6 protein-coding genes are annotated in these 5,553 nt (G+C 63.7%); 3 read left to right on the forward strand and 3 right to left on the reverse strand.

Going from position 1 to position 5,553, the window contains the following annotated elements:
- The 3 genes from cfbD to cfbA form a co-directional block, all read right to left on the reverse strand.
- Positions 1-1,044: Ni-sirohydrochlorin a,c-diamide reductive cyclase catalytic subunit (cfbD, locus tag BP858_RS08705; RefSeq protein WP_286879314.1), on the reverse strand; the 1,044-nt coding region annotated here is incomplete at its 3' end.
- Positions 1,045-1,049: 5 nt separating this feature from the next.
- Positions 1,050-2,210 (reverse strand): coenzyme F430 synthase, encoded by a 1,161-nt coding sequence (gene cfbE / locus BP858_RS08710; RefSeq protein WP_286879312.1) that lies wholly within the window; start codon positions 2,208-2,210, stop codon positions 1,050-1,052.
- 5 nt (positions 2,211-2,215) lie between these two features.
- Positions 2,216-2,623 (reverse strand): sirohydrochlorin nickelochelatase, encoded by a 408-nt coding sequence (gene cfbA / locus BP858_RS08715; RefSeq protein ID WP_286879313.1) that lies wholly within the window; start codon positions 2,621-2,623, stop codon positions 2,216-2,218.
- 256 nt (positions 2,624-2,879) lie between these two features.
- Here cfbA and BP858_RS08720 point away from each other — a divergent pair, with 256 nt between their 5' ends.
- From BP858_RS08720 to BP858_RS08730, 3 genes are read left to right on the forward strand one after another with little or no spacing between them, the layout of a single operon-like run.
- Positions 2,880-4,019 carry a methanogenesis marker 9 domain-containing protein gene (locus tag BP858_RS08720; protein ID WP_074175151.1) on the forward strand — a complete coding sequence of 380 codons (1,140 nt, stop codon included), beginning with the start codon at positions 2,880-2,882 and terminating at the stop codon, positions 4,017-4,019.
- On the forward strand, positions 3,988-4,812 hold the full coding sequence (locus tag BP858_RS08725) for a triphosphoribosyl-dephospho-CoA synthase (RefSeq protein ID WP_074175152.1): 825 nt from the start codon (positions 3,988-3,990) through the stop codon (positions 4,810-4,812). Before BP858_RS08720 ends, BP858_RS08725 begins: the two co-directional genes overlap by 32 nt.
- Positions 4,800-5,369 carry a DUF447 domain-containing protein gene (locus tag BP858_RS08730; protein WP_074175153.1) on the forward strand — a complete coding sequence of 190 codons (570 nt, stop codon included), beginning with the start codon at positions 4,800-4,802 and terminating at the stop codon, positions 5,367-5,369. The genes BP858_RS08725 and BP858_RS08730 overlap by 13 nt, the downstream gene beginning before the upstream one ends.
- The last annotated feature ends 184 nt before the right edge of the window (positions 5,370-5,553 follow it).

Here is a 5,553-nt window from a genome sequence, read left to right on the forward strand (position 1 = left end):
CGCCCCGAACTCGCTCTCGACGATCTCACGGACGCCCAGGGTCTTTGGGTGCAGGTCGATCTCGACCATGACGTGGCGGTGCCCCATCTCCCGGAGGGGGTCCACCTGCCGGGGGCCGTTTGTGACCGAGAAGCACTCGATTCCTTTCATGTACTCAGGCGGGACGGCGTGCGGCACCCCGACGATGAGGGCAAAGTCGGGCGCAAGTTCCCGGATCCGCTCCCCGACCGCGGTGCCGTTGGCGCCGTACTCGTCCAGCGCCCCGATGAGTTCTGGGTCGACCCCGCGCTCCCGCATCCCGGCAAGGATCCGGGCGGCATCCTCCCGAACCTTCGGGAGACCGCGGTCTTCCAGGTTTGCGAGATACGTGATCGCAGCGTCCGGGCAGGCATCATGGAGGCCGATGAGTTCGTCGGCGAACATATAGGCGGTCTCCTTCTTCGCGTTCATGACCGCAACCCCCCTCGCGCCCTCATCGGCAAGTTCCACGAGACGTTTTGCGGCGATGTGCTTGAGGTCGCCGCGCGATGGCTCGATGTAACTCCGGGAGGCCGCTCCCCGGAGCCGCTCCACCTCGTTTGCCTTCCCGAGGTGGTAGCGCTGGCGTTCCAGTTCATCGTCGCTGATCCAGCCGGCAGCGGCCGCCGGCTCAAGCGTCGCAAGCACGCCGTCGATGTTCTCCCGGAACCCGGCGTGGATATCCACTGCGATCGTCGGCGTGGTGACCCCGGCATCGTGGATGGCGGACTCGAGGTCTTCGCCGATGATCATCGCAACACAGGTCCCGACGACCGCTATCCGGTGGGGCGAAAACTCCTCCTCAGCGTGGCGGAGCACCCGCACAAGCGGATCATGCCCGCCGAAGATGAACTCGTTGTCGGCAAGCGACGTTGTCAGCACCCGCATCCCGTCCTCTTCGAGGAGACGGGCGTGCTTGAACGAACAGCCCGACGGCCCGTGGAGGATCGCCACGTCCACGCCCAGGTCGCGGGCGGTGTAGAGCGCCGCTACAATTGAACTCGGTCTTGGTTGAATATACTGCATTAATCTTATCTCCATGTCTTGACCGCGAGGACGATCGCGCCCGAGGGGGTGATGTTCCGTGCCTGAGTCAGCCCCTCATCAAGCGTGGCCGCCTCATGCCCCTCCCCAACATAGACGGTCGCTGTCGGGCCGACGGCCGATACCGCCCGCGCGATATCCTCTGGGGAGAACCCCTCACAGATCGCCCGGGCCTCCTCACCGATGACGAGCGTCAGGGCGCCGTTTCCCGCGAGAGCCCGCGCGTAGCGGGCGGCCTCCACGGTGGTCTCTACGTTTGTCCCGCTGTTTGCGTTGTCCACGATCAGCAGGTTCCCCTCCCGCCTGCTCGCCATCCGGCCGGGCAGGGCGGCGAACCCCGCAAGCGGCGCAGGATCGATCCCGAGCACGCAGGCGGTCGCTGCCGCAAGCGCAAGTGGTGTGCGGTAGCCCTCAAGGGTGCAGAGTGGGTTTTCAAACGTGCCGGTGATCCTGCCCCATGCGTACCGGCAGACAGCGCCGTCGAAGGATACGATATCGCCGGCGGCCACCGTCCTTCCCGGGAGGTCAATGCCGGGCGGGAGGACCACGATCCGCGCCCTGGCAAGCTGCCGGCACTTCTCTGTGATCGCGTGTTTCCGGCCCGCCGCGACCGGGTAATCCTCCGGCGACGTCAGCACCGCCACGTCTCCGGCGCCCGTTACCCCGAGCGACTCTTCGGCGATAAGCCAGCCCCCGATACGCCGGGCCTCATGCGCCGCCGGGATCAGGGAGGCGGGCGTGATGCTCCGCTTCCAGAGGCGCTCCCGTTCCGGGTAGCGGTAGGTCCCGGTCGATGTGTGCAGGATGCCCGGGCCCGGCAGCAATGAGGCGAGAGCGTGGGCGGTGGTGGTCTTCCCCCGCGCTCCGGTGATCTCGATGAAGGGGTGCGGGGTGCGGCGGCCCCTGATGACCCACCCCACCATCTCGTGATGCGAGACTGCGGGGCCGTGCCGCTGGAGGAGGGGGTGGGCCGGGTCGAGGTGAACCGGCGCGGTGACCAGGTCGTAGGACCGCTCGAGCGCCTCCTCTACCGGGATGCCGGCCTTCCCGTGGTAAACGTCCACCTCGTCCACCTGGTGGCCGGAACCACGGAGTGCCCGGGCGAGTTCAGCCCCGCCGTGGATGGTATCCAGCACCAGGATCTGCATGGTCGTCAGGGATCCAGTTTGGCGATCGCGTCGGACGCGTTCTTCAGCATCAGTTCGGCAAGGAGCGGATCGCTGCCGATGGGGTTTGCGTAGACAAGCGGTACCGTCTTCCCGTTCATCCGGAACGTGCCTTTCCGCCCCCCTTTCGGGAGGCCGAGGATCTCGGGAATGTCCTGGTCGATGTGGACACCCCTTGCGAGGAAGAGCGGGACGACGACCAGAATCTCGATATCCTCCGTCCGGAACGCGTCGAGTTGTTCCTCGACTGTTGGTGCGTTGATGCTCATGAAACCGGGTTTGACGATATATTCATCGGTCTTTTCTGCGATGAACTCTGCGGTGGTCTCGATCAGTTCTTTATTATAGGGGAGCTTGCTGCCATGCCCGACCAGTAACATTCCGATTTTACCCATATATTACAAGGTACTACGATACTATATTAAAATAATTACCGATTGTTTTTAAGGGCCCGGTTCCAGATCTATGTGATAGCAGGATTCGAACAGGAGATCACCTCCTGCATCCACCGGCTTTTGGCCAGCCGGTTGATCCGGGGGTTCGCCTGCCGGCACGGGCAGAGATTCTGATGCGCGGTATCCCGGCTGACGGGCTCCGGCGGCGGGCCGATACAAATCAATATCCACTCACACCACCAACGGATATGGAAGCATGATGGAAGCATATGATCGTTTTGAACTCCTCATAAACGATCGGATCGTAAAAACACCGGTGGCAATCGCATCCATGGCCGGTGTCGTGGATGCAGCCTATGTTCTTGAGCGGGCGGCTCATATCGGGGCCGCTTTCATCGGCGGCTATTCTATCGACGGTCCCACCATCGATGCAAGCCGGCGGATGGCGCAGGAGGGCCGCAAAGAGTTTTTGTATGACGACCCCCTGGAAGAACTGGGACGGCAGATTGATGCCCTGAAACCGAGCGACGTGGTGACCGGTATCAACCTCCGCGGGAGCACCCCTGCTGCCTACGCCGATATCGCCAGCGCGTTCGAGGATCGGGTGGTCTACGAGATCGACGCCCACTGTCGACAGCCGGCGATGATCGAGGCCGGATGCGGCGAGTTCCTCCTGCAGCACCCAGCAAGGCTCGTCGAGATCATCCGCGCCCTGAAATCAGAGGGCGTGACCGTCTCGGTGAAGATCCGGGCCGGTGTCGCCGCCGATGACGCCAGTCTTGCCCGCGCTATCTGGAAGGCAGGGGCGGACGTCCTCCACGTGGACCTGATGGACTACGGGCATAGCAAGATCCGCCAGATCAGGAACGTCTCTCCCCTGACACTGATCGCGAACAACTCCATCACTACGTTCGACCGTGCGATGGATGCCTTCTCCCATGGCGCAGACCTCGTCTCGCTTGCCCGGAAATCCGACCCCTGGACGCTTGCCGGCCTGGATGCGGCCATCACCCGGGCCGCCGATGAAGGCGGCTGGTATAACGCCCCAAAACAGCTCTGCCGCGGCGGCGACATCAGGGCGCTCGCTTTCTGCTGTATGCCGGTGAAGCCCTGCCCGCTCCTCCCGGCCCTTGAGAAGGTCGGGATCTCCCGGGAAGATTACCTGAAACTCAAGCAGAATGCGGTGAAGGGCACTCCGCTCGAGGGGGGGAAGAGCACCTGTTTTGGGAGCCTTGCTTGGTGCTGCAAGATCAGTTCACCCTGTATGTTCCGGAACATGACGCTTGAGCAGATCGGCCTCTCTGCGCGGGAGTACATGCGGTGCAAGCACCACCTGGCCGGGGAGATCATGCACAGGTTATTCGATGAAGGAGAGAACGCTAGCGAATCGCGCTGAACAGGCGCAGATGGCGATGATGCTTGAGGTCTGCGCCTACCCGAAACCCGGGAACGTGGACCGGTGTCATGACTATTCCGATACCCGCCTCGAGCACTTCCTTGCCTCGACCATCCTCGTGCGACCGGTCTTTGAGACGGCTGAGCGGACCGGCGGTCGCGTCGGGAGCCTGATCCGGGAGGCGGTTATGCTCACCAACAGTCACGCCGGAGGGAACACCCACTTCGGGGCGTTCATCCTGCTCATCCCCCTCATCCTCGGGGGAGACATCGAGGGGGCGCGCCGGGTCGTGGCCGGGACCGACGTCCAGGACGCGATCGATTTTTACGCGGCATTCGGGCTCACCCAGGTCAGGGTGGCGAAGAGCGACGACCTGGACGTGAACGACCCGGAGTCGATCGCCGCGATCAGGGAGCGGGGCATGACGCTTGCCGATATCATGGCATACTCGGCGCCCCGGGATATGGTCGCCCGGGAGTGGACGAACGGGTTCGCCCTGACCCGCCGGTGCGCAGACCTGCTTCATGCGCACGGGCATGGCCGTGAGGCGATCGTGCGGACGTTTCTCGACCTCCTCGCGTCAGTGCCGGACACCTTCATCGCGAAGAAGCACGGGGCGGAGGCGGCGGAGAGGACGATGCGATGCGCAGATGAAGTGCTCCGCGGGGGGCGCGATCTCTGTGCCTTCGATGCCGAGTGCATCAGGGGCGGGATCAACCCGGGCTCGATCGCTGACATCACCATCGCCGGGATATACGTGGCGCTTGGGGAGGGGTGGCAGTGGGACTGCTAGCCGAGGGGATCAACGAGGTGATCGCGACCACCGACTGCAACGCCGCCCCCATGGGGATCATCAACCGCAGCGGTTCCCTGCACATGGTCCTCTTCCGGGGGAGTCATACCGCCCGGAACATCGCCCGGGACCGCTGGGTGGTGGCGAACTTCGTCTTCGACCCGGTGCTCTACGTCAGGACCGCGTTTGACGACCTGCCCCGGGAAGCGTTTGTCAGGGAGGAGGTCGACGGGCTGGTCGTCTCCCGCCTCCGTGACGTGGAGGCCTGGACCGCGTTTGCCGCCGACGTGGAACGGTCAAGCGACGAGGCGATCATCGTCCGGCTCATCCCCGTAAAAGAGGAGGTGCTCGGGCTTCGGCTGCACCCGGTGAACCGCGGTTTTTACAGCATCGTGGACGCGACGGTTCATGCCACCCGCTATGTCAGGAACCGCGATCCCTGGCTGGGGCAATTGATCGAGCACCACGCCGGTCTTGCCCGGAAGTGCGGGGGTCCCCGGGAGTGGGAGGCGCTCGAACTCCTCGAGCAGTATATGAGCGGCCGGGCTGCAGAATAAGATATCTGTGAGGGGTCCGGCAGAAAAGGACGTATCTTCTCGATATTTATCTATAATTTTCCTATTGAGGCCGTCCCAACACGCCTCTGCCGAGAGTGGGCTCGCCCCCATTGGCGCGAACGCAACCATGGGTGCACTGCGTTCTGGGTTGGCTATCGGCGAGGTGCAAGCTCGGTTGAACCCC

Origin of the sequence: Methanoculleus sp. UBA413, from assembly GCF_002502935.1 — an archaeon.
Lineage (GTDB): Archaea > Halobacteriota > Methanomicrobia > Methanomicrobiales > Methanoculleaceae > Methanoculleus > Methanoculleus bourgensis.

Coding starts and splice junctions, on each gene's coding strand:
- BP858_RS08725 (WP_074175152.1), top strand. CDS start 3,988: ATGAAGGAGAGAACGCTAGCGAATCGCGCTGAACAGGCGCAGATGGCG.
- BP858_RS08720 (WP_074175151.1), top strand. CDS start 2,880: ATGATGGAAGCATATGATCGTTTTGAACTCCTCATAAACGATCGGATC.
- cfbA (WP_286879313.1), bottom strand. CDS start 2,623: ATGGGTAAAATCGGAATGTTACTGGTCGGGCATGGCAGCAAGCTCCCC.
- cfbE (WP_286879312.1), bottom strand. CDS start 2,210: ATGCAGATCCTGGTGCTGGATACCATCCACGGCGGGGCTGAACTCGCC.